Source organism: Arthrobacter sp. SIMBA_036 (assembly GCF_046535135.1).
In the GTDB taxonomy this organism is placed as follows: Bacteria; Actinomycetota; Actinomycetes; order Actinomycetales; family Micrococcaceae; genus Arthrobacter.
In genome coordinates this window covers 1-372 of record NZ_JAWRXG010000066.1, presented here as the reverse complement: position 1 = coordinate 372, position 372 = coordinate 1, and the positions used below count along the sequence as shown (strand labels likewise).

At 55.4% G+C, this 372-nt stretch carries 1 pseudogene; it reads right to left on the bottom strand.

What is annotated here, in order from left to right:
* Window positions 1-372: pseudogene (locus SB659_RS19155) on the bottom strand (IS1-like element IS1B family transposase); the annotation flags it as partial.

Sequence of the window (372 nt, the reverse complement as noted above, 5' to 3'; positions counted from 1 at the left end):
GCGTTCACCGAATACGTGCGCAACAACCGTCTTCCGGAGCCTGTCATACGCGTAAAACAGCCAGCGCTGGCGCGATTTAGCCCCGACATAGCCCCACTGTTCGTCCATTTCCGCGCAGACGATGACGTCACTGCCCGGCTGTATGCGCGAGGTTACCGACTGCGGCCTGAGTTTTTTAAGTGACGTAAAATCGTGTTGAGGCCAACGCCCATAATGCGGGCAGTTGCCCGGCATCCAACGCCATTCATGGCCATATCAATGATTTTCTGGTGCGTACCGGGTTGAGAAGCGGTGTAAGTGAACTGCAGTTGCCATGTTTTACGGCAGTGAGAGCAGAGATAGCGCTGATGTCCGGCGGTGCTTTTGCCGTTA